The 21,606-nt window shown below is 47.3% G+C and carries 30 protein-coding genes; 27 read left to right on the forward strand and 3 right to left on the reverse strand.

The genetic code is table 11. The annotated features are described in order from the left end of the window. The first annotated feature begins 261 nt into the window (after window positions 1-261). From DZ860_RS16845 to DZ860_RS16950, 23 genes are all read left to right on the forward strand, one after another. A complete protein-coding gene (locus tag DZ860_RS16845) occupies window positions 262-924 on the forward strand; it encodes a hypothetical protein (protein ID WP_120033637.1) in 663 nt (220 codons plus the stop codon). Then, window positions 921-1,589: a TIGR03759 family integrating conjugative element protein gene (locus tag DZ860_RS16850; protein WP_120033639.1), complete on the forward strand. Its 669-nt coding sequence runs from the start codon at window positions 921-923 to the stop codon at window positions 1,587-1,589. Before DZ860_RS16845 ends, DZ860_RS16850 begins: the two co-directional genes overlap by 4 nt. Continuing rightward, window positions 1,556-2,065, forward strand: coding sequence for a lysozyme family protein (locus DZ860_RS16855; protein ID WP_120033641.1), 510 nt, complete (start codon window positions 1,556-1,558; stop codon window positions 2,063-2,065). Before DZ860_RS16850 ends, DZ860_RS16855 begins: the two co-directional genes overlap by 34 nt. A gap of 12 nt (window positions 2,066-2,077) precedes the next feature. Next, window positions 2,078-2,479 carry an integrating conjugative element protein gene (locus DZ860_RS16860; RefSeq protein ID WP_120033643.1) on the forward strand — a complete coding sequence of 134 codons (402 nt, stop codon included), beginning with the start codon at window positions 2,078-2,080 and terminating at the stop codon, window positions 2,477-2,479. Between the two features lie 25 nt (window positions 2,480-2,504). Then, window positions 2,505-2,705: a hypothetical protein gene (locus tag DZ860_RS16865; RefSeq protein WP_120033644.1), complete on the forward strand. Its 201-nt coding sequence runs from the start codon at window positions 2,505-2,507 to the stop codon at window positions 2,703-2,705. After that, the gene (locus DZ860_RS24455) at window positions 2,698-2,844 is read left to right on the forward strand and encodes a hypothetical protein (protein WP_165862924.1); all 147 of its coding nucleotides are present in this window, start codon (window positions 2,698-2,700) and stop codon (window positions 2,842-2,844) included. The genes DZ860_RS16865 and DZ860_RS24455 overlap by 8 nt, the downstream gene beginning before the upstream one ends. A gap of 61 nt (window positions 2,845-2,905) precedes the next feature. Further along, window positions 2,906-5,074, forward strand: coding sequence for a type IV conjugative transfer system coupling protein TraD (gene traD, locus DZ860_RS16870; protein ID WP_120033646.1), 2,169 nt, complete (start codon window positions 2,906-2,908; stop codon window positions 5,072-5,074). Next, entirely contained in the window at window positions 5,074-5,724 is a 651-nt protein-coding gene (locus DZ860_RS16875; protein ID WP_120033648.1) for an IncC plasmid conjugative DNA transfer DtrJ family protein, read from the forward strand. The genes traD and DZ860_RS16875 overlap by 1 nt, the downstream gene beginning before the upstream one ends. Before the next feature lie 319 nt (window positions 5,725-6,043). Beyond that, on the forward strand, window positions 6,044-6,346 hold the full coding sequence (locus DZ860_RS16880; protein WP_120033650.1) for an integrative conjugative element protein, RAQPRD family: 303 nt from the start codon (window positions 6,044-6,046) through the stop codon (window positions 6,344-6,346). Further along, window positions 6,343-6,603 (forward strand): TIGR03758 family integrating conjugative element protein, encoded by a 261-nt coding sequence (locus tag DZ860_RS16885; RefSeq protein ID WP_120033652.1) that lies wholly within the window; start codon window positions 6,343-6,345, stop codon window positions 6,601-6,603. The genes DZ860_RS16880 and DZ860_RS16885 overlap by 4 nt, the downstream gene beginning before the upstream one ends. Further along, window positions 6,600-6,956, forward strand: a complete 357-nt coding sequence (locus DZ860_RS16890) for a TIGR03745 family integrating conjugative element membrane protein (protein ID WP_120033654.1) — start codon at window positions 6,600-6,602, stop codon at window positions 6,954-6,956. The genes DZ860_RS16885 and DZ860_RS16890 overlap by 4 nt, the downstream gene beginning before the upstream one ends. 4 nt (window positions 6,957-6,960) lie before the next feature. Beyond that, window positions 6,961-7,290, forward strand: a complete 330-nt coding sequence (locus DZ860_RS16895) for a DUF3487 family protein (protein WP_120033656.1) — start codon at window positions 6,961-6,963, stop codon at window positions 7,288-7,290. A gap of 9 nt (window positions 7,291-7,299) precedes the next feature. Continuing rightward, window positions 7,300-7,716 (forward strand): hypothetical protein, encoded by a 417-nt coding sequence (locus DZ860_RS16900; RefSeq protein ID WP_120033658.1) that lies wholly within the window; start codon window positions 7,300-7,302, stop codon window positions 7,714-7,716. Beyond that, window positions 7,709-8,062, forward strand: coding sequence for a hypothetical protein (locus DZ860_RS16905; RefSeq protein WP_120033660.1), 354 nt, complete (start codon window positions 7,709-7,711; stop codon window positions 8,060-8,062). The genes DZ860_RS16900 and DZ860_RS16905 overlap by 8 nt, the downstream gene beginning before the upstream one ends. Further along, a complete protein-coding gene (locus DZ860_RS16910) occupies window positions 8,059-8,694 on the forward strand; it encodes a PFL_4703 family integrating conjugative element protein (RefSeq protein ID WP_120033662.1) in 636 nt (211 codons plus the stop codon). The genes DZ860_RS16905 and DZ860_RS16910 overlap by 4 nt, the downstream gene beginning before the upstream one ends. Further along, window positions 8,694-9,539, forward strand: a complete 846-nt coding sequence (locus DZ860_RS16915) for a TIGR03749 family integrating conjugative element protein (protein WP_120033663.1) — start codon at window positions 8,694-8,696, stop codon at window positions 9,537-9,539. The genes DZ860_RS16910 and DZ860_RS16915 overlap by 1 nt, the downstream gene beginning before the upstream one ends. Next, a complete protein-coding gene (locus DZ860_RS16920) occupies window positions 9,532-10,938 on the forward strand; it encodes a TIGR03752 family integrating conjugative element protein (RefSeq protein ID WP_120033665.1) in 1,407 nt (468 codons plus the stop codon). The genes DZ860_RS16915 and DZ860_RS16920 overlap by 8 nt, the downstream gene beginning before the upstream one ends. After that, window positions 10,925-11,338, forward strand: coding sequence for a TIGR03751 family conjugal transfer lipoprotein (locus DZ860_RS16925; RefSeq protein ID WP_120033667.1), 414 nt, complete (start codon window positions 10,925-10,927; stop codon window positions 11,336-11,338). The genes DZ860_RS16920 and DZ860_RS16925 overlap by 14 nt, the downstream gene beginning before the upstream one ends. After that, a complete protein-coding gene (locus DZ860_RS16930; protein ID WP_120033668.1) occupies window positions 11,338-14,055 on the forward strand; it encodes a conjugative transfer ATPase in 2,718 nt (905 codons plus the stop codon). The genes DZ860_RS16925 and DZ860_RS16930 overlap by 1 nt, the downstream gene beginning before the upstream one ends. Beyond that, the gene (locus tag DZ860_RS16935) at window positions 14,052-15,020 is read left to right on the forward strand and encodes a TIGR03756 family integrating conjugative element protein (RefSeq protein ID WP_120033670.1); all 969 of its coding nucleotides are present in this window, start codon (window positions 14,052-14,054) and stop codon (window positions 15,018-15,020) included. Before DZ860_RS16930 ends, DZ860_RS16935 begins: the two co-directional genes overlap by 4 nt. Before the next feature lie 16 nt (window positions 15,021-15,036). Next, the gene (locus tag DZ860_RS16940) at window positions 15,037-16,299 is read left to right on the forward strand and encodes an integrating conjugative element protein (protein WP_120033672.1); all 1,263 of its coding nucleotides are present in this window, start codon (window positions 15,037-15,039) and stop codon (window positions 16,297-16,299) included. Next, on the forward strand, window positions 16,299-16,574 hold the full coding sequence (locus tag DZ860_RS16945; protein ID WP_120033674.1) for a hypothetical protein: 276 nt from the start codon (window positions 16,299-16,301) through the stop codon (window positions 16,572-16,574). The genes DZ860_RS16940 and DZ860_RS16945 overlap by 1 nt, the downstream gene beginning before the upstream one ends. Further along, window positions 16,568-18,175, forward strand: coding sequence for a conjugal transfer protein TraG N-terminal domain-containing protein (locus tag DZ860_RS16950; protein ID WP_120033676.1), 1,608 nt, complete (start codon window positions 16,568-16,570; stop codon window positions 18,173-18,175). Before DZ860_RS16945 ends, DZ860_RS16950 begins: the two co-directional genes overlap by 7 nt. A 22-nt stretch (window positions 18,176-18,197) precedes the next feature. Here the strand turns inward: DZ860_RS16950 and DZ860_RS16955 are convergent, their stop codons facing one another. Beyond that, window positions 18,198-18,389: a hypothetical protein gene (locus DZ860_RS16955; RefSeq protein WP_120033678.1), complete on the reverse strand. Its 192-nt coding sequence runs from the start codon at window positions 18,387-18,389 to the stop codon at window positions 18,198-18,200. Between the two features lie 166 nt (window positions 18,390-18,555). Between DZ860_RS16955 and DZ860_RS16960 the strand changes: the two genes are divergently transcribed. Beyond that, entirely contained in the window at window positions 18,556-19,314 is a 759-nt protein-coding gene (locus tag DZ860_RS16960) for a nuclease-related domain-containing protein (RefSeq protein WP_120033680.1), read from the forward strand. A 69-nt stretch (window positions 19,315-19,383) separates the two neighbouring features. Here DZ860_RS16960 and DZ860_RS16965 read toward each other — a convergent pair whose 3' ends face one another. Beyond that, on the reverse strand, window positions 19,384-19,638 hold the full coding sequence (locus tag DZ860_RS16965; protein WP_120033682.1) for a hypothetical protein: 255 nt from the start codon (window positions 19,636-19,638) through the stop codon (window positions 19,384-19,386). A gap of 18 nt (window positions 19,639-19,656) precedes the next feature. After that, window positions 19,657-19,923, reverse strand: a complete 267-nt coding sequence (locus DZ860_RS16970; protein ID WP_120033684.1) for a helix-turn-helix domain-containing protein — start codon at window positions 19,921-19,923, stop codon at window positions 19,657-19,659. A gap of 406 nt (window positions 19,924-20,329) precedes the next feature. Between DZ860_RS16970 and DZ860_RS16975 the strand changes: the two genes are divergently transcribed. The 3 genes from DZ860_RS16975 (at window position 20,330) to radC (ending at window position 21,532) form a co-directional block, all read left to right on the forward strand. Next, entirely contained in the window at window positions 20,330-20,725 is a 396-nt protein-coding gene (locus tag DZ860_RS16975) for a hypothetical protein (RefSeq protein ID WP_120033686.1), read from the forward strand. Next, window positions 20,718-20,930 (forward strand): hypothetical protein, encoded by a 213-nt coding sequence (locus DZ860_RS16980; protein WP_120033688.1) that lies wholly within the window; start codon window positions 20,718-20,720, stop codon window positions 20,928-20,930. Before DZ860_RS16975 ends, DZ860_RS16980 begins: the two co-directional genes overlap by 8 nt. A gap of 68 nt (window positions 20,931-20,998) precedes the next feature. Continuing rightward, window positions 20,999-21,532: a RadC family protein gene (gene radC / locus DZ860_RS16985; protein WP_120033690.1), complete on the forward strand. Its 534-nt coding sequence runs from the start codon at window positions 20,999-21,001 to the stop codon at window positions 21,530-21,532. The last annotated feature ends 74 nt before the right edge of the window (window positions 21,533-21,606 follow it).

Genomic DNA, 21,606 nt, shown 5'->3' on the forward strand with positions numbered 1-21,606 from the left:
TTCAAGCATAGCCAATCTTCTTAATCCGCAAACATGCGAGAGATAAATTGTAAGCTTACGATTTCGAACTTGGGTGGAATAACACGAAGCGGCGCTAGCTGCTTGCCATGCCAGTCTATATAGCAATCCCAGCGAAATTATACCACGGTATTTTCAAATAATCTCAATTAGAGAGGGGGAAAATAAAATATTTCTAATTGAGATTTTCACTATGGTTTTCTGCTAGCGTCATTAACGAAATTCTGTCTTTAGGAGAGACTCGTGAACCCCTATGCAAAAACGGCCATTAAGTGCGCGGTATTAACCCTTTGGAGCGCCACCATCACAGTAGGTGTATTGCTTGCTTATGAACAACTGCGTCCACCAATTGAGCAAACTGATTTAGATGCCGTCGAGCAAAAAATCAATCAAGTTCTTTTAGAGAGTGCGGCAACACAAACCGCGGCACTTAATGTGATATCCAATAAGCTATTAAATCTAGAAGCCGAATTCACTTCTCTTGATCAACGTTATAGCGGCCTGGCAAATCGTCAACAGAGTCATGAGGGCGCGTTATCAAACCTTGATGCGCGATTAAGAGATGACATGACACATAATCTTGAAACATTGGAAACCCGATTAACCGCAAAATTAAACAAAGCACAAGCGAGGCCAACGCGCAGCGTCATCAATGAGCCGCGTAAAGCCGTCAGCACCCGCCAACCTAAGGCGCTCTTAACCGCCCCATTTGAACTGTATGACGTTCAAAAACGAGGCTTAACCTATCTAGCGATCGTCGGTAAGCCCGGTGCAACACATTTATCGCAATTACATGCCATTCAAGAGGGCCAATCCTACCTAAGTTGGCGCTTGATCAAAGTTGAACCAGGCAGAGTGGAATTACAAAAAGCCACAGATCGCATCGAATTAGAGGTACGCTCATGAGAACAATTTGGTTGTTAGCCCTTATCGTTACCAGCTCCGTGATGGCCGATGACGTTGTCACCGTGAACAATGAGATTATTAAAGAGTCATTCTCAGCCCAAGATTGGCAACTGTCCGACAACGAGTGGTCGCGCTATCAAGCACTCATCAATAAACCGGAAGCTTATGGATTAATTGACCAAAATCCCTTAGTGATCCTCGGTCAATTTGCTCGCACTGATGAAGAGCGTCGTCGTTATGCGCAGCGCCTTGTTGTCATTGATAAAAAACGAATTGATGGTCTATTGGCTCTCGACAAAGCCTACCGTCATGCATGGCAAGCCCTTTATCCAACATTGACCCCTATCGGCCAAAGCTTACCTGAGCGTGTCTCTCTTTTCGTCACCGCAAACTGTGAACCTTGCATTGATGTGCTGAAAGCGTGGCGAACTCGTGGGGTCAAAGTGGATGTATTCATGGTGGACAGTAAAGGCAATGATTTTACGCTTCGTCAATGGGCAAGTCTGGCAGGGGTTAGGCAATCCGATGTCAGTGAACGGTTTATTACTTTAAATCATGATCAGCGTGGCTTGTGGTTCAATTTAGCCAAAGGACAATCAACGCCGGTCGCGGCGTTTGAGCAAGAGGGTGTATGGTCCGTTATTGCCTTACCATCATCTTATTGATGGGTAGCACCACAGCAGGAGCCGTACCTCCGCTGTATCAATCCATTGCGCAGCAATGGGAGGTGCCGCCTAAGGTGTTGTACGCCCTTGCGTTGGGTGAAAGCCAAACTCGATTAAAAAACGGGTTAATCCGACCGTGGCCATGGACACTCAATGTCAAAGGTGTCCCTTATTATTACCAAGATAAAGCGACTGCTTGCCAGGCTCTATTGGGGTTTTTACGCCATACCGAAATTATCGATATCGGCCTTACCCAGATCAACTGGCGTTGGCAAAAAAATCAATTTGATTCGCCATGCACCGTCTTCGAACCCGCAGCAAATTTACATCATGCGGCACGATTGCTCCGCGAGGGTAATGCGCAACACGGAAACTGGGTAAAAGCCGCTGGCTATTTTCACCGCCCCGCAGGCGGGCAAATTGCTCGTCGTTATGAACAGCGATTTGTCGCCCAATTAACTCAACTTCAACATTAAGGACCTAATGTGATGGCAAAATTTAATTCTTTCCTCCCCATCATCGTGTTATGCGGATTCATGGGCAGTGTTCAAGCTTATGCTAGCAATCCAATGAGCTTAATGCTGCCGGTGCTCACCGCTGAATTAACACCTGGCAAAGTAACAACCTCATCAGCACCAACACATATCGGGATGCCGCTGTTTATTGTTGGTGATGATGAATTATCACATCGATGGTTAAACGCTCGAAAAGTGTATCTTAAATCAATCCATGCTGTGGGAATTGTTGTCAATGTTAAATCCGAAGCGGGATTAGCTCGTATGAATAGTTATGGACTCACCATGTACCCGGTTCCTGGTAAAGATTTTGCGAGAGCGTTTGGTTTAACCCATTACCCCGTATTGATTGAAAACCAAAAAATCAAACAATGAGGAGCCCCATCATATGGAGAAAACAATGTCTATGATTTCCCTTAGCAATGCCGACGTACATCAAGTGCTGTCAGCTTCGCATCATGCGATTGCGAATAGAGAATTAACCCCTTTAGTGTTGGCCGTTTCTGCGTTATCGGCCAAAGAGGGGGTACGCCCGGAAGTGGCCTTGATCCGCCTAATTCAACAAGGCGCAAACAACGAGCAAGGAGAGAGAAATGCATAAAACCCCTTTTGACCAAAAATGGCTCAGTGAAAAAGCCAAACCAAGACGACTCTTTGACCCAAAGCCACATCAAACCCGAAAACGTATCGAATGGATAGAGGAAAAACTAAAGTGTCAGGCGTCAAAGCAACCCAATTAATTGGGTGCATAACGATAAAAGCAAACAATTGTGGGTGATATATTGAAAAGAGAGAGCACAAGTGAGTAGTTACGGATATGCCGAGGGGCTGTTACGCCCAGCCGAAGAGTTATTAAGCTCGGTCATGTTTGGCCTAGCGATTGTGATGCTGTGGGTATTACCTGAGCTCTTTTTATTACCATTTTGGTGGCGTGTTGTGGTCACCGGGTTGTTGTTTTATTGTTTAATGGTTCGCTTTAAGCAAGGGTTGGACGTACTGGCGTATCAGAAAGGCTTGTTGCAACTCCCTTTTTGGGCAATGTCTTCACTGGATATACCGGTTTACAAGAACAAGCTATTCCTTGGGAAAGGTTTTCTCGTATTACCACGTCACGCACAAAGACTCTACGACTCAAGACAAATCTGGGCAGAACGGTATGTGACGCCCTCAAAGCTCTATGTTTTTGCACGAAAAATGGAAGCAAAATATGAGGGGCAGTGGATTGAGCGTTTTTGGACGGGCGCCCCGGTGGTAAAAAAAGCAGGCCGATTCTACGCCCTGATGAATCTCTTTTTAAATGGCTTAAATCCGGTTAAACCCTTACCACCGGTTGGCGGTGATACACGAATGCACGGGGTTGGGATCGAGGATGAAACCGACTGCCTACTGCCAATGAGCGCGAGAGCTGGTCATACATTGGTGCTTGGCACGACAGGGGTAGGTAAGACACGCCTTGCTGAGCTGATTGTTACTCAAGATATTCGTCGTGGTGATGTGGTGTTTATGTTTGACCCAAAAGGCGACGCCGATATGCTGATGCGTATGTACATCGAAGCGCTGCGCGCCGGTCGAGAAGATGAGTTTTATATCGTACATCTTGGCTATCCTGACCAAAGTGGGCGATATTCCCCCGTGGGTCGCTTTGGCCGAATTACCGAAGTGGCAACACGGGTTGCGGGGCAACTTGATGGCGGTGGTAACAGTGCGGCATTTAAACAGTTTGCCTGGCGATTTGTCAACATTATCGCCAGAGCGTTGGATGCGCTGGGTCGAAAACCGGATATGGCTTCAATACAACGTTACGTCACGGCCATTGATGAGCTATACGTGAGTTATTGCATTAAAAAATTGCCTGATTATCACCCCAAAGCGGTTGATTTAGTCGCGGCTTTTGAAAGCAATGTGAATGACAAAAACACACCACGCCATTTACAAGGACGCTCAAAACGAGTCGTTGCCCTTGAAATGTATTTTGGTCAATACCCCATTAATGATGACGTGCTCGCCGGACTTCGCAGTGCTATCCAATACGATAAGACTTATTTTGACAAAATCGTCGCGTCCTTGTTGCCATTGCTGGAAAAGCTCGGTACTGGGAAAACCGCTGAAATCATCTCACCAAGACATACGCCAGCGGATGAACGACCGGTTATCGATTGGCGAGAAGTCATTATGCAAGGCGGTATTGTCTACGTTGGCCTTGATGCGCTTTCAGATACCACTGTCGCCGCCGCTTTTGGTAACTCGATGTTTGCGGATTTATGCTCACTGGCTGGTGAGATTTACAAATTTGGTAATGCGCCCGGTTTTGGTCAATTTAAACCACGTAACATCATGATACACGCGGATGAATTTAATGAACTGATAGGCGATGAATTTATCCCCATTTTAAACAAAGCCAGGGGGGCTAAGTTTGTGGTCACCGCGTACACACAGACTGAATCAGATATCGAAGCACGCCTTGGCTCTGCTGCAAAAGCGGCACAAACAAAAGGCAACTTCAACAGTTTAATTTGCCTTCGCGTGCGCGAGCAAAAAACCGCGCAAATCCTCACCTCACGAATGGCGACAGTCACCATCAAGGACATTATTCCCGATACAGGTGCGACGGATAACCCGGGTAGTGATACTGGCTTTCGCTCGACCAATAAAGATACGTTACAAAATAAAGAGGTGCTGCTTATCAATGATAACGACATTACTAACTTGCCTATCGGGCAAGCGTATGCGGAATTAGAGGGGGCAAAATATTGGAAATTGCGTTTTCCACTGCCCAGCAGTGTTGGCGACGAAGCGTTACCCGATAGCGTACAAATACTGGTTGATGGCATGATGGAAAAGACACAAGCGGTCAAAGATACTAATGAGTGGCTGAATGAAACACAGTGGTTTGACCGTTGTATTGCAAACGCAAAGAGTGCTTTCTCAGAAGAAGAACTTGATACATTGTTTGGTCAGGAGAATCGATAATGAAGCATCAAGAGTCATCGAAAACACCGTCCCCACGCGATGAACCTCTTCGTTGGTATCAATGGCCCTTTGCCGCACTTGGTCACTTGATAGGCATTTGGATCGTGCTGATTTTATTTGAATGGTTGGGCGGTCTATGGGGAAACGAGGTCGGTACTCACGCCAAAACCACCTTACTTTTACAACTTGACGCGTTGCAAGCTGATTACCCAGGGATACTAAATCGATTATTACCATGGATATCCGCGATCATGCTGCACTTTAGCGAGATGCTTGCATTAAACTTTCGTGGCACATTTGCCTTTGTTACCCCGTTTTGGCACGGCGCTGTCTATGTCACGTTAGCACTGATGGTGCGTATTGCACTGTTGGTGTTTGCCTACCCGCTTTTTTTAATGGCTATGTTTCTTGGGGCATTTGATGGGTTAGTAGCGAGACAACGACGTATCGCGTTTGTGGCGAGAGAGACCGAAACGGTTCATTATTATGCGCATAAATCGTTACCTTGGGTCGTACTCGGTTGCAGTTATTTATGGCTGTTCGTTCCGGGTATCGTTGCGATATCGCCCTCACTTATGTTGATCCCCGGTATCATTGCTACGGGTTTATTAGTGCAACAAAGCCTCGCCAGTTACAAGAAATATCTATAGCCCATCACAAAGGTAAAGACGCACATTGATTTAAATATGCGGTCTGCCATCCTTACCCTGACGTCTCATTACAATACAAACAATAACAACGTCAGTGGTTAGTCCTAAAGCCTCATCATCTTCTCGGGGGAAAGATGTTGAGGCTTTTTTGTTGCCACCATAAGTAAAACCAACATCAAAACAAAGTCACCGTAAGGATATCACAATTTCCAAAATAAATACTAAATAGAAATATTTTATTTTCCCCATTTCTAATTGAGATTTTTATAGCTTCTCTTTGCTAGCTTGAACAGACGATTTTTAAGTTCAGGAAACCAAGATGAAAACCATCATTCTCCTTAGTATTGCACTCCTCGCAAGTTTACCCGCCAGCGCGAGCGTTGAAAGCGAAAAGCAAGAGCTCGCTCTTATACAAGCTCACCTCGATAAGCTCGATTACCTTATCGCGCGTGCCGAACGTGAAGCGGATTATCGTGCGCTACGCCAATTTGAGTATGGTGCCTTAAAAAGTGATATCCGCCAAATTCAAGCAGGGATCGACGATTACCTCCATCCAGATCGCGCTGTGCCTCGTCCTGTCACGCCTTTAGGTGGTGACTACGTTCAAAGGGCGATGCCATGAGCGTAGAAATCGATCCGGGTCGCTCACTCGATGCCTTTACCCATGGCGCCGGATACACCCCAAATTCGCTGGCGATGGTGCTTGGCTCTGTCGCGTTTGTCGGCTTGCTCGCGTGGGTTATCTGGACAGCCTGGAGCGGATTCAAAGGGATGCGTAACAGCAAAGTCACCAAAGAAGTATTTAGGCGCATGATTTTTCGAGCGCTTTTCATCTTCCTTATCCTTCAGTTTTTTCTTTTTTACGGAATTACCTCATGAATAACATAATTCATTTCCCATTATTAAACCGATGCTTTGCGGTATTTTTTCTTGCTATGGGCGCGAAAGCGCACGCGAAAATCCCACAAAACCAAGATCCCTCACAAGGACAGAGCGATAACATCCTGACCATGGTGCTCTATTTTGCCTACGACATTTTACTGATTGGTGGCTCTATTTTTATCGCCTTTTGCGCCATCTACTTCATGGGGCATATGTGGGACATGTATAAAAAAACCCGAGAAAAACAGGCCACCAAACAAGACTTATTAAGTGATGGCGTCATCGGGGCCGTCTTGCTGCTGTTTTCCATTTGGGGTCTGAACTTTGGCTTGGGTGTTTTGGAGAAATAGCACGATGAAAAGTACCGCTTGTTTAAATGTAATGCCCCCTTTTTACAAAGGACTTTCGCTGGGCGAGATTGGCGTACTCACTATCGTCAACACCTTGATTCTTGGCGTGATAGGGCTTTTTGTGGCCTTCATAACAGGATGGTGGATGGCATTTGTGAGCGGTCTGTTACTGGGCGTACTGAGCATGGCGATATTGCCTAAAGGTTTGATGGCGCCACTCACACGTATCAAGGCGCATCACTGTCAATACTATTTACAAAAAAAGTTTGACTGCTGGATCAATGCAAAACACTACATCACACAAAGTCGCCGCTTTGCGACTCGACGCACCTAGGAGAAGAAAATGAACACGACTGACAACGTGGCCGCTGATATCGCGCCATTAAACATTGAAATTACACCTACCGATGCTGGCGCAATTTTACTTCGCGGTTGGCTTCGTGCTTATGCCGAGTACGACGAGTTGTACTTAAGCGAAGACAAAGATTACGGCGAAAACTATCGCGGTGACAGCGTGCGTATTGAGCTTTATGAAGCGACCGACGGGCAGTGGGTGTATGTCCAAACCGTCCGAGGGGCCAATATTGCCGGTTACCGACCACGTCAATGCGATGTGCAGATATTTAGAAACCGCGACGCCTGTCAGCCTCATTTTCGTATGGGCCGCCAATACGCCGCGGCTCTCATGAAAAAAGCGGGCCTTGCTCATATTCAAATCATCGGTAATGAGATAGCCGATGAGGAGGGGGACGATGAGTAATTTCCCTTTCAATACCGAGCAAATGGACTTTCAACCCGTGGTACTGATGGCAGCCGATAACTGTGGCCGAGATTGGCACTTTGATGGCGCGCTCATGGGGCAAAGCCAAGACCCTCTGTATGACTATTTTTTGTACCACACGCGCTCCGAGCACAAGTACTACATCATGGTAGGCGTGCGCATTGAAAAAGCAACGGGCCTCACCGAAGCCGAAAGCTGGGGAATGATTGATATCGATATGATGGCGAGTTTTTTCAGTGAATATGCCCGCTTTGATATTTTCACCCAATGCCAATTCCCTGGCTATCAGTACATTGGAGCCCCATTACAGCAGGAGGCGGCATGAGTCACAGTCGATTTCGTAGCGCCCTGGCGGGGCGAGATGCCCATATCCGCTCACTTCGCGTGGCGTTGATGAGTGTCAGTGCATTGGCGCTTTTTGCGCTTTGGGGATGGAACAAAGCCGGTGGTGAGTTGACCGTCCACAATCCGCCAGATCTCAGTGCCGGCGCCTCACGTGTTTGGTCCGAGGTGCCAAAACCGAATGTCTATGACTTTGCCGTCAGTATTTTTACACAAGTGAACCGATGGGTAGCGGATGGCAGTGAAGATTACCAAGAGAATCTGCACCTCTATAGCTATTACTTTACTCCCCAATGTCGCCAAATTTTAAGTCAAGACTATGACCAAAAACGCCTAAAAGGGGAGTTATCGGGACGTGAACGCAGTTTGTCTCAGATCCCAGGATATGGCTTTGAAGCATGGCGAGTCGAGCAACACAGCCGTGATAGTTGGACAGTACAAGCGGATTTACAACTGAGTGAATACGTCGGTGGGGTTGAGGTGAAGTCCAGCGCCATTCGTTGGCCATTGAAAGTGGTGCGTTATGACGTTGACCGTAATAACAATCCATGGGGCTTAGCTATTGATTGCTTTGATGGGCCTGCGCGTAATATTGAATTTAAGGAGTCTAAATAATGACGTTATCAAAAGCGTTAATAGGGTGTGCGGCCGTACTTTGTTCCGCTCCCGCTCTTGCCATGGAGCGCGTCATGAATTGGGAGGGGATCCCGATCCCATTGACCATGACACCAGGCAAAGAGTTGATAGTGAACTTTGCAGAAGACGTACGCATCGCGATCCCAGCGCATCTTAATGGGGTATTAAGCACCGCCTCACTCGGTGGACGCATTTACTTAAGTGCCCATCGTCCATTTGAGAGCTCACGTCTGCATGTTGAACGTCTCTCTGATGGGATGCGCATTTTGTTGGATGTTCACGCCGATGAATCATTGACTACCATACCACTTGTGGATGTGGTGTTACCGAAACACATTGGCGCCCCTCTTAGTCATGGTGCCACTGCAGAAAAAAACGACGAGCCGGTGATCTCAGCAAGCCAAGCGTTGAAGATGGCGCCACAAGCTTTGCTGATCCGTTACGCCATGCAAAGTTTATACAGCCCAACTCACGCCATTGAGCTGCTGCCGGGGGTCACACGTATGCCGATGGGGTTAAGCCATAATCTGCAGGCCAGTGCCTTTCCTTATTGGGCTGTCGAGGCGACACCAATTGCGGCCTGGAAACTGGGTGAAGAGGTTGTGACTGCAATTGAGGTGAAAAACCTCAGTCAACGCGTACAAGAACTCGACCCGCGACAAGTGGCGTTGGGCGGTGCGTGCATAACACGCGCTTGCATGGTGAGCTTTGTTTACCCTGAGATAGCGGCGACTGGCAGTGAAAGCGCGAGTTCTACGGCGTTTATCGTGACACCAGGCCCCCTTCGTCAACACTTACTTCCAGTGGGGGGGCATCGTGGTTAAACGTAATTCTTTTATCGCTTATTCTGCCTTGGCGGCCGCGGTCATGACTGGGCTTGTCTTCATGGCATCTCTAGCAAAAACAGCGCAAAAAGAGGGGGAGACAGAAGCTGAATCGGTGGTGGTTGAAACCTCGAACTCGTCCATGACCACGCTCGGTGCAATTGGTGATACTCCTGAAGACACGCTTCGCACCTTAACCGCCAGTTTGACACAAAACCAAAAAGACAAAAAAAAGATGGACGCCGATCTTGAGCGGACACAAGCGTCTCTGGATGCACAAAAAAGTGACAATGCCGCACAAATCGAAGCCATGAGTCAGCGCTTTAATCAGCAACTTGAGCTTATTGAACAAAAACTGGCCAGTAATTTATCAAACTTAAAAGAACGTCAACAAGACGTTGCCGTGAGCGCGCCAGAGCTGGAGCAATTGGGCATCGCTTCGGGGCGAGAGGATAGATTGGATGATGGTTCACAACAAGTAACGCCATCAAATACCACCACCTCATCATCAACACTCATCTGGATAGATCCATTGGATGCAAAAAAAGACGACACTGACCATTGGATCACGCCATTAATGCAAAGTGGGACCACACAAGCAACGACCATGTCTGAGATGGAGGTGCCATTTGATACCAATGTGACTCAAAGCACACCAATTTACACCTTGCATCGTGGTGCCGTACTCAGCAATGCCACCTCTCTTACGGCGCTGATGGGTCGTATCCCTGTCAATGGGCAAGTCACCAGTCCTTATCCATTTTCAATGGTCATCGGAGCGAAAAACTTACTGGCGAATGGCTTTACCTTACCCGAGGTACAAGGGGCGATTGTCACCGGCACTGTGACCGGCGATTGGAGCTTATCGTGTGTACGTGGCGCCGTTGAGTCCATTGATTTTATTCGCACCGATGGCACGATTTTATCTTATCCAGAAGTCGAGGGCGCAATTACCTCTGATTTTGATGGAAGCCGTGTCCAAACCCAAGATTTGGGTTATCTCGCTGACCAAAATGGCAATCCATGTTTGAGCGGCATTCGCATTTCAAATGCACCGCAATACCTCACCACCAAAGGATTATTGGATGCCGCCACCGCTGCGGCCAAAGCCGCTGCTACCGCGCAACAAACCATTTCCGTTGATGGGGGAACCAGTACTTCTGCGCTCACTGGCAGTGCGATGAAAAATGCTGCAGGTGAGTCTGCAGCGGCATTGACTGGCACCGTCTCCGACTTTATTCAATCTCGCATGGGCTCAAGTTTTGACATTATCTATGTCGAGCCGGGCATCAAAGCCGCGATCCATCTTCGTCAACCTATCACGCTCTCGGTACCCGAAGTACCTTACCGTGTGCGTTACCAAACTTCATCACAAGGGGCCTCTTATGCGCTGCCGTAAACGTTTATTAATGACACTACTGACTGTCAACGCGGGGTTAACCGGGTGTTCAACCTCGCAAGAGGCGGTTCTGCCACAACCTGACACCAATGTTGAACAAGTTTGGCAAGAGACCATGCAAGGCGAAATGAGTGAGTATCAAGCGCTGGGAGCGCTTAAACGTCCACTCACCCCCCAAACTCTAGCGGCGCGTCAGAGTGATTACACCCGTGACAGCTGGCGAGAAACCCTCAACCTATTTCCACGTCTGCCCAATCCTGATGTGGTGATGTATATCTTGCCACATCGCGTCGGCAATCTTCCCGTCCCAGGCTACAGCACGGTTTTTCCTTTATATGAGCGAGTGCATTACGCAACGCCGGCTGAGGCGCCGGCCATTCTTCCTAGGGAGGCCTGGTGATGCTTAAGCGCATGAAAAACAAAGTGAGTGCCTTTTTTAATGAGGGTGTGGAGCATGGCGTTGAACCACTGAGCTACAGTGTCCCCCCGTCTTTTGCTTCGCAACTGCCCTGGATAGAAGTGGGTGAGCAAGGATTGGTGCAACTCGAAGATGCACGCTCTTTAGGCTTGTTCTTTACCATTACGCCCTTGCCGACTGAGGACAAAACTCAGACACAACTGAACGCTATCGTACGTCATGTTGCGCATACCCTCACTGCGCTTTGCGATGATGAAAACCCGTGGATAGTGCAACTCTTTGCTCGTGATATTGATAGTTTTGGCTCTGTCTATGAGCGTTTATGCCAGCAAGCGAGAGTGAACGATGCCTTTACTCAAGCGGTATTGAAAGAAGACCAACGCCACTTTGACATCATCGGCCGTGAGCAGGGGATTTTTGCCGTCAACAGCCGCCCTTGGCGCGCGCGTGAACGTCAGGTGCGATTGGCTATTTACCGTTGGATGCCAGAAAAAAGCACGCCAGCCGAGCTGGATAAAAACCGTGCTCAACTTAAAAGTTTGCGGCGACGCCTGTTAAGCCCCAACGCCTTACTGGACCAAGGCATTGGCATTGCGGCGTGCTCAGGACAAGCCGCGTTTGAATGGCTCAGCCCATTTTTTAACCCATCAGGTATTCGAGGGGAGACGCTACGCTATCGCGCTTCCCGTTCAATGATTGACCAAGATTTCTCTGAACGTTTGCTTCGCAGTGGGGTTCGTTCTGATGCAGAAAATGGCATTTGGTGGTTCGATGGCGATAAGCCTGTTGCCAATCGTGTCATGGAGCTCGACACATGGGACAACGACGCTTTTTTAGCTGGTGCAGTCTTTGGTGAGGTTGTCCCCGAAGAGGGTGAGACCCCACGCCCTCAAAGTGTGGTGTTTGACGATCTCCCTCCTGGTACCATGCTCTCCATGACGCTATTGCCTCAGACCAAAGCCAAAGCGCGTGAACGCATTAAGCACATTCAAAAAGCGGCAGTGGGTGAAGAGACAGAATTGAATTCTCTGCGTCAGAGCTGCGATGATTTTGATACCCATCTTGAGCATCACCCTTTATGGCGCGGCCAGTTGGCGTTTTATCTACAAGCGGATTCCATCGAAGAGATGGAAGCACACACTGACAGTCTTCGCGCGACGTTTAATGGGGCCAATCTTTCGTTGCGTTTCATTAAAAACAGTGACCAAGCGGCGCCTCTTGACAGCTTCTTGCGCTGGTTGCCGATGAACTACCATCCTGAGTTTGATGAACAATTTTGGTATTGCGGCTGGGTTTGGCTGGAAGAAATGCTGGCATTGTCCCCCCTTTTTGGGCGCTCAACAGGGACCGGGAGTGATGCACTGCATTACTTTAATCGTGGTGGTGAGCTGTTTGGCTTTGATCCGCTCAATGACTTCCTCTCCAATGCCCACTTAAACCTCTTTGGTCCATCAGGCTCAGGAAAATCGGCCACCTTGGTTGGCATTTGTCTTCGTTTACTGGCCACTCATCGTCCTCGATTGTTTGTCATTGAAGCTGGCAACAGTTTTGGTCTGTTAGGCGCTTACTGCGAACGTATGGGACTGCGTGTTAATCGCGTCCAACTGAGCGGAAAATCCAAAGGTATTTTAGCGCCGTTTGCTGATGCGAAACATCTGGTTGGTCAAGAGATAGCACATGTGTGTAGCGATGAATCACTAGACATTGAGCACCTCAACGATAACGACAGTGACGATGACGAGCAGCGTGACATTTTAGGTGAGTTGGAAATCATGGCAAGGCTGATGATAACCGGAGGCGAAGAGAACGAACTGGCGGACTATCGCCGCGCCGATTCTGCGATGGTGCGTGATGCGATTAAAGCCGCAGCCGAACTCGCCCATCAAAAAGACTACACTGTTAGACCCAGCCACATCAAAGCGCAATTGATAGCTTTTAGCCAGGATGAACAGCGACCCGAAGCAAGGCGTGAACGCGCCCGTCTTATGGCAGAAGCGTTGAGTTTTTTCTGTGAGGGCTTAGAGGGACAAATCTTCGACCAAGAAGCCGAGCATTGGCCAGAAGCTGATGTCACCATCATTGACTTAGGTCTATACGCTAAAAATGGCTATGAAGCGCAAATGGCGGCGGCGTATATCTCGCTAATTAACCGTATTAACGCCATTGCTGAGCGCGACCAATACAGCGGACGTCATATCGTCGCATTAACCGATGAAGCGCATTTGATTGCCACCAACCCACTATTGGCGCCATACGCGGTGAAAATAGTCAAAATGTGGCGAAAACTTCAAGCATGGTTCTGGCTGGCCACTCAAGATCTTGCTGACTTCCCGGCAATTGCACGAAAAATGCTCAATAACGCTGAATGGTGGATGATGCTCAACATGCCAGAAGATGAACTCACCAACTTGGAAGCGTTTAAAAAATTGCGTCCAGCAGAAAAAGATCTCATCCGCTCAATGAGCGCAGAGGACAACAAGTTTAAAGAGGGCGTTGTCACCGGTCGTAATGACACCTTAATGGCGCGTTTTCGCATCGTGCCACCGGCTCTGTATCTGGCTTTGGGTGAGACCGATGGCAAAGCTAAGAAAAAACGCCGTGATTTGATGCAAGAGCACGGCATTAGCGAACTTGATGCCGCACTGCTTAAAGCCAAGCAAATTGAACAGGCCCGCATGGATTATCGGGGGGAACGATGAGCCGCATAGTGTCACTTTTAACCTTAATCACCACAGTAATGGCTACCCCCACTTTTGCGGCGCAAAATGAGCCGACAAACGCCAGCTCAGGGTTTAACACTCTTGAGGTTTTAGCCAGCAGTGCGTGTCCAGAATGTTTGGATTATCAAGTCATTGGCACTTGTTTATGGATGACCTGTACACCATTGGGATGCTCAACAGATACCTCCATCAAGGTCAAACACCGCCTACCTGATGCGGTAGTGGTGAGCTATCTTGAAACCGGACACAGTCCCTGGTCTGAGCTGCAATGGCTCTCGCCAGCTAATCCCTTATCGGAGTCCGGTGGTAAGAGCATGACTCGCAGCGTTCAAGGCTTAGATAACCCAACGGCGGCATTTAACAATGTGGATGTGATTGGTCATCCCGGGATCGACTCTATTTATGGCCTGCTTGGTTCGCTGGGCTACTTTATGGAAAGCCCAGCGACAGCCATGATGCCGTATTACCTCTCAAGCCTTGATCCACTTGGCTGGCGGTACAACCTGCCAGATCTGTTCACTTTAGACACTTGGAACCCCATGAGCGATTCGTTAGGAAACTTTGGCAATGTGTTCCCACGTGGTGGCTTTGCGTTGCAGCCTCACCCCTTTAAAGCCGCTGCACTGGCGGCATTTCGTGCCATGCACCTAGTGACTCGCGAGGGAGAAAGTCGCCTTTATCAACCGTTGGTTGCGAAAAAACGGGCGGGTTACTGGCCGCCAGATGGAGTGGAAGCCGGTAACGACGACACGTTTTTTCAGATGATTTACCCGCATCAACAAGACGATGCCTATCCATGGCCAGAGTTTGAAGACAGTACTACCACTACTGACCCCTATGCCGAGCTGCGCTCAGAAAATGACGATTACGCCTGGACGGCATGGCGGATGTACAAAGGCTGTGAACGCAAAGGCAGTCAATTGGTGGCCCATTTTGGTGAATAAATTGAGGACAATCGCAATGAAACGATGTGCTTTAGCGCTGGCATTAACCAGCGCTCTTCCTGTGACTTTTTCTTCGGTCCATGCCGGTACCGATGTGCTGCATTACGCTATCGGTGGTGGTCCGGTCATTTCCTTATCCACTCGTCAAGACCGAATTGAAACCAAAACCCTTGGTGTGGGTTGGGACATGAATCTGCAGTGTGGCTTACTTGATCCCAAAGTCACCATCAAAAACCAACTCAACGGTATAACCGATGGTTATCAAGACATGATGGGCGACATGCTCAGTAATGCCACCTCAGCGGTCGCAAGCTTACCAGGCTACTTCATCCAAAAAAGAGATCCAGGCCTTTATGACATGCTGACCAACGGCGTGCTGCAAGGCAAGTTCGACTTTGATGATGGCCAGACATCTTGTGAAAGCATCACCGAAACGATGGCGGGCGTCATTCAAGGGAGTGATTACAACGCTGCAGCGCGTGCTCAAGCGTGGACACAAGCGGTAAAAAGTGGTGATGCGGTCAAAGCCAAAGAGACGGCCATGAATGACATGGGCGACAACGGTATCACTTGGGTGGGAGGCCGCTCGCACGGGGGGCGTAATCAACCGCCACTCAATGCCCCTAAAGATGCTGCAATTGTCGGTTTTGAGATGCTGGCTAAAAATCAAGAGGTCAAAAATAGAGAGGGGATTTACCGTTACTGGAACAACGCCGATGAAATGTCAACGTGGCTGACTCAGGTGATTGGCAGTCGCTCGACCCAAACGGGCATGGATAAAAGTAAAACCAGTGCCACTGCGGGTATCGGCTTGAATGCGGGGATCACTAAGCAAGCCATGGAGCTAGAGAAAGAGCTGCGTTTGGCTATCGCAAAAGGCCAAGAGAGTCCTCATTTTCCGCAACCGCTCATCGATGCTCTGGTTGATAGCCGTGTGGATGATGCCAACATTACCCGTATTGCCTCAGAGTTGGCTATCTCACACAGCATGGAAAAAGCCTTACACGCTCGAAGAGCATTACTGACTGGAAAATATGAGGTGAATCTGGCTCAACACCAATTGGCACAAGATGAGATCAATCAAGCCGTTGGACTACTTGAAAAAGAGATTGACTTGTTGAAATTTGAAGCTCAAACCCGACAAGCGATTGGTAGTCGAACCGCCACCCAAGTTGTTAGCCAATACCAGCAAACCCGCTCAGCCCAACTTCCGACAACCCCTGATGTGGATTCGGTGCTCTTACGTCAACAATTAAACCCAACACAGGATAACCAGTAATGACCACTCAATCCAAACCACGGACATCAAGATGGGTTAGCGCCTTTTTGCTGCTCGCTTTATTGCTGATTGGCGTCGCTCTGACCATCGTTCTCGATGAGAGGGTACTGATCAGCCACGCCTACAGCGTACCCATGATGCTTTTTCGCAGTACCACCTATGGCCTTTTGTTTATGAAAGCCCAAAAACGACACTTTGTACCTATTGTAGTGCTCGCTGTCTTTAACGAACTGTTTATCTTTTTAACTTGGTCAGGAGCAATCACACTATGGTAGTCAACGATCCTCTTTCCGCCATCATGACCCTTGAGGGGTGGTATATTGCCAACAAGCTGATGGTCATTCTTAATCAGACTAACATCATGGTGTTCATGATGTGCATCATCGTTTTCCAAGTGTGGGTCGAAGTTCTCCAAGAGGGGGAAGATGAGGGCAACAAAGGCTTGCTGGGGCTCAATCGCATCGAGACGAAACAAATGCTCGCGTTTTTTGTGTGCGTTTTCTCAATCCTTCCGATTATCCCTATCAAGGTGAATACACTGGTGATGAACCAAGAGCTCAGTAACCAATGTGGCGTAGGGATTAGCTCTGGGGCAACCAACAGCAATTTGAGTGACTTTAACGGCGAGCGAGTCTCAGTGCCCGTATGGTGGGCGCTCTGGCATAGTTTATCGCAAGGTATCACCAATGCAGCGGTATCGAGTATTCCGTGTCACTACAACGTCTCAAACTCGCTACTACAGCTACAACAAACCCACATCACCAGTGAGCCGCTGCGTGATGAGGTCACTGCGTTCTATAATCAGTGTTTTACTCGCGCTCGCGCTGCAATGAAATCAGCCGCGCGTGAGGGAAAAATTATGCCTGGCGATTTTGAACAGGCTAACTGGCTTGGCGGGGAATATTTTTTGAAATTGGGCAATCTTTTGCAAGCCACTTCTTACAATTTTATTCAGGCTGAGCGCGCTGTCTATACTGTGCCTTACCAATCTCGTCGTGATGATCCCATCCAACTGAAATACGGCAACAGTGAAATCGACACGACCGCCGCCTATCCTTATTGTGAGCAATGGTGGGATTCGGTCGATGAGAACCGTTTTGGTGAGCCGGCGGGGATCAAATGGCGCATCTATAACGATGTTGCCAAGCATTATCCTGAGATTGCAAGCGAAGTCAGAAAACCCAACGGTTTCTTTGCTCGCGTATTAGGTCAAGAGGTGTCAGAGGGGGAGCGTGTTGACATGTTGGTTGAGCGCGTGCTGAGTGTCGAGCAAGCCAATGGACGCATCGTTCGGGGTTTTGGTTATACGCTTGATAAAACAGCGGTTCATATGGCAGGACAAGAATTCTGGAACGCCAGTGCTGGTTTTGTGGGAGTGCAAGCCGGACGCGTGCTAACGGGCCCTGCTTATTTTGTCGTAAGACAAGCGATGCCGATGCTACAAGCGGTCTTAATGAGCGCGGTAATCATAGCCAGTCCAATAGTGCTGACGATCAGTGCGTACAACATTAGCACCTTAATGTCGCTCTCGTTGGTTTATTCTGGACTGATGTTCTTAACATTTTGGTGGGAACTGTGCCGAAGCTTAGACAGCAAGCTTATCGAAGGACTCTACAAGCTGAATGAGAATTTAAACCCGCTTACCGGTGTAGTTAACTACATGGATGATACGATCTTAAAGCTCGTCATGATCATACTCTATGTCATGATGCCGGCGGTGTGGTTTGCGTTATTGGGTTTTGCGGGATACAGAGTGAACGCATTGGGGATTGATAGTGCTTTAGATAAAGTGAACCAGAACACCCAGAAAGGATTTGATTTATCTCTAAATACTGCGACAAAATTTGCAGGAAAGTCCGCAGGGAAGAAAAAATAGTATACTACATGGTTACCACTTATTAGTGGTAACCTCTTCTACAACATTCTTCATAATGTTCTTCAGAAGCTTCTGATAAAGCTTCAATAAAACGATATTTGGCTGACTGATTTTCTTGGTCTTTCGCTTCTAACTCACATTCTGCTTCAATAGCATCTCGCACCGCTTTATCTTCTTTAAAGGCTTGATGCCATTTTTTCATGAACTGTAACATCACAACCTCCTAGATTTATCGGTGAATCATCAGTTTATGTACGTAAATTACTCTGTTATTGAAATGCTTGCAACCACTTTCACATTGGTGCTGGGACAGTGTATTATTTGCTTATTTAAAGATAATTTTAATAACTCGTTATTTTATGAACAGTCGGGATTAAAAATTGAGGTTAAAAAAAACAATACTTGCAGCGATCGTTGCCTTTGCGTTAGCAGGACCTTTCGTAGCGTGTGCTATTGCAGTTCTAGTATTCGCTCTAACAAAGAAAGATGATCTGCGTTCATCAGATAAATCAACTAATGCATATGGTTCATGGGATATTCCGGATATTTCAGATCTAAACCCATTAAACAAATCTGAACATAAAAGAAAAGAAGCAGGGGATCACGGAGAACAACTGATGAAATCATCGCTTCAAAGTCTCAATGGAAGAGTGATCAATGGGTATATAACGACTAAAAATATTCTTTTTCAAAAGAAAAATTTTGAAATTGATTTTCTTGTACTTATGCCTCAAGTCGGTTTAATTGTTGTTGAAGTAAAGCACTATTCTGGAAAAGTGTATTGCAGCAATGATAAAGCTTGGACTCAGATAAACTCCAAAGGAGAACGTAATACATATAAAAATGCCTCGCTTCAATCATTGCGAACTATATCTCTTTTAAATGAGATGCTTACATCAGCGAATGTTAACAATTGGCCACTGTTATCTGTAGTCGTGTTTACACATCCAACAGCTAATGTATTCAAAAAAACTGGCTCAGCATCACCGCAAACCGATATTTTGAAACGAGACATGTTTGAAAGATGGTTGAATGAGCAAGAAAAGAATGACACTGTAACCTTTACAATAGACGATTTTCACAAAATTCGTAATTTACTAAAGGCAAATGAGCATGAGTTTTCAGGCTCAACGCTCTAAAAATATTGTCTTATAAGAATGAAATAAGAATGTGATCTTTGCATCTTAAACAGCCAGCAATCACTAGTTTTAACCAAACCTAGCTATCGCTTCTTTCAACCTTTCAATGCGGGGAAGGTCTTGTAAAGCTTTCGCCTTGCTCTTTTGGTAAATAAGCTCTTCTTTTAAAAAACCAATACTATGTTGCTTTGGAGCATCAACACCTATTCTTGGGGCAGATAATCGACACTTAATTGTATCAGGGCAGTAAAAAAACTCATTCTCCTGGTTCAGTCTTAACCAGCGAAAACAATTGGGGCAAAGTTTATCCGTTTTTTCGTACATGCTTGTTTTGGCTATCCATTACTTAGGGAGTTCGGTCGTTGAATGTTTGATTCTCTGAATTTTTTTTGTGTAGTTACCACGGTTAATACCTAGAATTCGCGCCGCCTTTGATTGGTTACCGTTCGTGTGTGCTAAAACGGCTTTAAATAATTCATCTTTCACCATCGGCATAACCCAAGAGAGATCTGGTTGTGACTCCATATTCAACAATGTTGGCTCGAGTTCTTGTCGAATTAATCTCTTAATCAGTTGTCTATCAATAATGACACTTGCTTTATCGTTCATGAGCGTTATAGATTGAATGCATTTGTGCCGTATTATCCTGCCATTGCAGATTTTGTCTAGCAGTGTATAACACGATCAAGGTTATGGTCAGTTAAGATGAAACAAGCATTGCCATTAAATTGCTCGTCTTGAAGATCTGCACAAAAAATGACGATTGACAGACTCCCCTGCTCTACCCTATTCTGATCGCGAACAAAAGTTATGCACTGACTTATAGTGCAAAGCACACGGGAACTACACCTCCCTTAAATCGCTTTCTGAAACGTGTCGCGGCCTTTGGGCTGGAAAGCTTCTTCAACTTCGTTAGCCATGAGCTAACCCACCGTCTTACGGTGCTTCAACTGCAACCCTGTAGGGAATAATATTCCCACAGGAAAATTGTTCCCTTTTTTTAAGGAACAATCGGATGCAACCAACTGTACTTTCAACGTTCGGGCAATTTGTTACCCCGTCGGTCGCCAATTCAGCAGATTTCATTGATATCACTGAACCAGCACACTCCGTCGGTTTTCATTTTTCTCACGTCGTGATGTCACAACACGCTTGGTTTACCGTCATTGACGTCTCTGATATGGCCATCAACATCGATAAAGATGCACTGACCATTCAGTTACTTCGACAAGTGCGTCGTGCCGCGCGAAAAGCGCCGCATTCAGCACAAGTCTCGTTCACGGTCTGTAAACCACCTACAACCACAAACTGTTATGTCAATCGTCCAGCAACGTTAGTCGCTCGCATTGATACATCAGAGAAACAACAGCCCATATTGGTCATCATGCTTGAGGAGGAAGAAAGTGACTGAATTTCATTTTCAACCCATCTCAATACAACACGATTTCCACTATGCAACCCCTTGGCGAACCACTGCCTTAGACGGTCGTTTACAAACACGATTGGTGCTTCGCAGTTCAACGCCATTAACTTTGTCAGAGACACTTTCTCAGTCAGAAATTAGTCACCTTCGACAACAAGGTGTGATCCTCAGTAATGAGTTTCGCTCCTGTTAATCGTTAGGTCATTTCACCCATGAGGGGCATCCCTCATTGGGTGCCCTTTTTTCTTGAGGGCATCCACTATGTCTTATTCTACTTGTTATCAACCCTCTTACGGCCAAGGAAAACTGGTCGAATTACGAGAAGCGCCTGGCGAGTATTACCAACTCAGCCATCCCGTCACCGCGGATGAACTAATGGATATCGCCCTTGAGATGGCTAATGACCGACTCAAGCGTGGCGAGATACTCACCTCACCAGAGGCGTGCCGGCGTTCGCTGGCCACACTCATGCGTGACTTAGAGCGAGAAGTTTTTGCGGTGCTGTTTTTAGACACGCAAAATCAATTGCTCAAATTCGAAGTGCTGTTTTATGGCTCAATCGATAGTGCAGCCGTTTATCCCCGTGAAGTGGTCAAACGAGCATTAACCTGGAACGCGAGTGCTGTCATATTGCTTACTCATAACCACCCAAGCGGGGTCAGTACCCCGAGTCAAGCCGACCGACGCATTACTCGTCAATTAGTCGATGCGCTTGCGCTTATTGATGTGCGTGTCCTTGACCACTTTATTGTGGGCGAGAGCATCACCTCCTTTGTAGAGCGTGGTTGGTTATAACCGTTTCATTCTTATTTGGGTTTTCACCGAAGCAGTGCCTTTCGGTGAAAGGTCTGCTTGTTTTTCAAGGAGAC

It is taken from the genome of Vibrio sinensis, assembly GCF_003605645.1.
Taxonomy (GTDB): domain Bacteria; phylum Pseudomonadota; class Gammaproteobacteria; order Enterobacterales; family Vibrionaceae; genus Vibrio; species Vibrio sinensis.

What these genes read in the sequence shown, in the direction of transcription:
- DZ860_RS16945 (WP_120033674.1), top strand. Translation starts at nt 16,299, where the DNA reads ATGACCACTCAATCCAAACCACGGACATCAAGATGGGTTAGCGCCTTT.
- DZ860_RS16955 (WP_120033678.1), bottom strand. Translation starts at nt 18,389, where the DNA reads ATGTTACAGTTCATGAAAAAATGGCATCAAGCCTTTAAAGAAGATAAA.
- DZ860_RS16850 (WP_120033639.1), top strand. Translation starts at nt 921, where the DNA reads ATGAGAACAATTTGGTTGTTAGCCCTTATCGTTACCAGCTCCGTGATG.
- DZ860_RS16965 (WP_120033682.1), bottom strand. Translation starts at nt 19,638, where the DNA reads ATGTACGAAAAAACGGATAAACTTTGCCCCAATTGTTTTCGCTGGTTA.
- DZ860_RS16930 (WP_120033668.1), top strand. Translation starts at nt 11,338, where the DNA reads ATGCTTAAGCGCATGAAAAACAAAGTGAGTGCCTTTTTTAATGAGGGT.
- DZ860_RS16905 (WP_120033660.1), top strand. Translation starts at nt 7,709, where the DNA reads ATGAGTAATTTCCCTTTCAATACCGAGCAAATGGACTTTCAACCCGTG.
- DZ860_RS16970 (WP_120033684.1), bottom strand. Translation starts at nt 19,923, where the DNA reads ATGAACGATAAAGCAAGTGTCATTATTGATAGACAACTGATTAAGAGA.
- DZ860_RS16900 (WP_120033658.1), top strand. Translation starts at nt 7,300, where the DNA reads ATGAACACGACTGACAACGTGGCCGCTGATATCGCGCCATTAAACATT.
- DZ860_RS24455 (WP_165862924.1), top strand. Translation starts at nt 2,698, where the DNA reads ATGCATAAAACCCCTTTTGACCAAAAATGGCTCAGTGAAAAAGCCAAA.
- DZ860_RS16855 (WP_120033641.1), top strand. Translation starts at nt 1,556, where the DNA reads ATGGTCCGTTATTGCCTTACCATCATCTTATTGATGGGTAGCACCACA.
- DZ860_RS16935 (WP_120033670.1), top strand. Translation starts at nt 14,052, where the DNA reads ATGAGCCGCATAGTGTCACTTTTAACCTTAATCACCACAGTAATGGCT.
- DZ860_RS16885 (WP_120033652.1), top strand. Translation starts at nt 6,343, where the DNA reads ATGAGCGTAGAAATCGATCCGGGTCGCTCACTCGATGCCTTTACCCAT.
- DZ860_RS16860 (WP_120033643.1), top strand. Translation starts at nt 2,078, where the DNA reads ATGGCAAAATTTAATTCTTTCCTCCCCATCATCGTGTTATGCGGATTC.
- DZ860_RS16915 (WP_120033663.1), top strand. Translation starts at nt 8,694, where the DNA reads ATGACGTTATCAAAAGCGTTAATAGGGTGTGCGGCCGTACTTTGTTCC.
- DZ860_RS16925 (WP_120033667.1), top strand. Translation starts at nt 10,925, where the DNA reads ATGCGCTGCCGTAAACGTTTATTAATGACACTACTGACTGTCAACGCG.
- DZ860_RS16895 (WP_120033656.1), top strand. Translation starts at nt 6,961, where the DNA reads ATGAAAAGTACCGCTTGTTTAAATGTAATGCCCCCTTTTTACAAAGGA.
- DZ860_RS16940 (WP_120033672.1), top strand. Translation starts at nt 15,037, where the DNA reads ATGAAACGATGTGCTTTAGCGCTGGCATTAACCAGCGCTCTTCCTGTG.
- DZ860_RS16875 (WP_120033648.1), top strand. Translation starts at nt 5,074, where the DNA reads ATGAAGCATCAAGAGTCATCGAAAACACCGTCCCCACGCGATGAACCT.
- DZ860_RS16880 (WP_120033650.1), top strand. Translation starts at nt 6,044, where the DNA reads ATGAAAACCATCATTCTCCTTAGTATTGCACTCCTCGCAAGTTTACCC.
- DZ860_RS16890 (WP_120033654.1), top strand. Translation starts at nt 6,600, where the DNA reads ATGAATAACATAATTCATTTCCCATTATTAAACCGATGCTTTGCGGTA.
- DZ860_RS16865 (WP_120033644.1), top strand. Translation starts at nt 2,505, where the DNA reads ATGTCTATGATTTCCCTTAGCAATGCCGACGTACATCAAGTGCTGTCA.
- DZ860_RS16910 (WP_120033662.1), top strand. Translation starts at nt 8,059, where the DNA reads ATGAGTCACAGTCGATTTCGTAGCGCCCTGGCGGGGCGAGATGCCCAT.
- DZ860_RS16975 (WP_120033686.1), top strand. Translation starts at nt 20,330, where the DNA reads ATGCAACCAACTGTACTTTCAACGTTCGGGCAATTTGTTACCCCGTCG.
- DZ860_RS16950 (WP_120033676.1), top strand. Translation starts at nt 16,568, where the DNA reads ATGGTAGTCAACGATCCTCTTTCCGCCATCATGACCCTTGAGGGGTGG.
- radC (WP_120033690.1), top strand. Translation starts at nt 20,999, where the DNA reads ATGTCTTATTCTACTTGTTATCAACCCTCTTACGGCCAAGGAAAACTG.